The following is a 1,477-nucleotide window of genomic DNA, read 5'->3' on the forward strand; positions in this document are numbered from 1 at the left end:
AGCGGGTTCGGCACCACCTCGCAGATGTTCGATGCCGCCTATTGGCGCGCGAAAGAAGGAGAGCTGGCGCGGACAATTGTCGGCAGCCCCCATGTCAGTCAGGCGCGCGTGCATATCGCCAATGGCTCGGCCAACCCGTTTCAACGCAGCGTGGCGCCGACGGCCTCGGTCTATCTTGTGCCCTCGGGCGCGCAGATCACCGGCGATCAGGCCAAGGCGATCCGGTTTCTGGTCGCCTCGGCAGTCAGTGGGTTGGCGCCCGAGAACGTGACGGTGGTCGATTCGAACGGGGCCGTGATCGGTGGGCAAGAGGTGACGGCGGCGGCCGATACCGCCGATGACAAGGCTCGCCAGCTGCGCGAACGCGTCATGCGTTTGGTCGAGGCCCGGGTCGGGGCCGGAAACGCGGTGGTCGAGGTCAGTGTGGACACGGTGACCGAAACCGAATCGATCCGCGAGCGGCGTTTTGATCCAAATGGCCGCGTGGCGATCAGCACGGATGTCGAGGAACGCTCGGACAGCGCGCGCAACCAGTCGGCGGATGTGACCGTGGCGTCGAACCTGCCGGATGGTGATGGGGCGGGTGGCGACGAATCCAATTCAAATGCGACTCAGACGCGCGAGCGGGTGAATTACGAGGTCTCGGAGACCGAGCTGGAGGTGCATCGCGCGCCCGGTGCGATCAAACGCCTGACCGTGGCCGTTCTGGTCAACGGTGTGCGCAGCGCCGGGCCGGACGGGGCGGAAACCTTTGAACCCATGCCGCAGGCTGAACTGGACGCGTTAGAGGAACTGGTCGCCTCGGCCGTGGGTTTCGATGCGGCGCGTGGTGACGTGATCACGCTGAAATCGCTGGACCTGCCGGTGGTCGAACCGCAGGGAACCCTTGTGGCCGCGTCGATCTGGCAAAAGATACATCTGGACGCGATGTCTCTGATCCAGATGGGTGTTTTAGCTCTGGTTTCCCTTGTTTTGGGTCTGTTTGTGATCCGGCCGATCCTGACGAATGCCGCAACGACCCCGGCCCTGCTGCCCGCAGCCGCAGCGCCCGAGATGGACCGCCCGGCCTATCTGGACGGAGAGATTGCGACCGATGATGCGCAGGGTTTTACCTCGCTGCCCGCTCAGGTGGAAAGCGGCGTGCCGGCGCTGGGCGATGGCCAAGGTGAGGATGCGGTTGACCGCTTGCGCGCCATGATCGGTGACAAGCAGGAAGAGACGGTCGAGATCCTGCGCAGCTGGCTTGAGGAAAGCGAGGAGAAGGTGTGATGTCGATTGCCCACCTTCTTGAGGATTTCACCGTACAGACCGGCGCCGGGGCGCTGCATATGCTGGACGATGAGGCGCTGGAAGAACAACGCCTTGCCGCCTTCGAAAATGGCTATGGCGCGGGGTGGGACGACGCGGTTCAGGCGCAGGATCAGGCGCGCGGCCAGCTAAGCGCCGAGCTGTCCGGTGCGCTGTCGGACCTGTCCTT

1 protein-coding gene and 1 pseudogene are annotated in these 1,477 nt (G+C 64.4%); both read left to right on the top strand.

Annotation, left to right across the window (positions count from 1 at the left end; translation table 11 throughout):
- Positions 1-1,269: flagellar M-ring protein FliF C-terminal domain-containing protein (locus tag MPJ51_RS11035; RefSeq protein WP_298386152.1), on the top strand; the 1,269-nt coding region annotated here is incomplete at its 5' end.
- A pseudogene (locus MPJ51_RS11040) lies at positions 1,269-1,477 on the top strand (ABC transporter ATP-binding protein); the annotation flags it as partial. The gene MPJ51_RS11035 and the pseudogene MPJ51_RS11040, both read left to right, overlap by 1 nt.

The organism is Ruegeria sp. (genome assembly GCF_028066395.1).
Classification (GTDB): domain Bacteria; phylum Pseudomonadota; class Alphaproteobacteria; order Rhodobacterales; family Rhodobacteraceae; genus Ruegeria.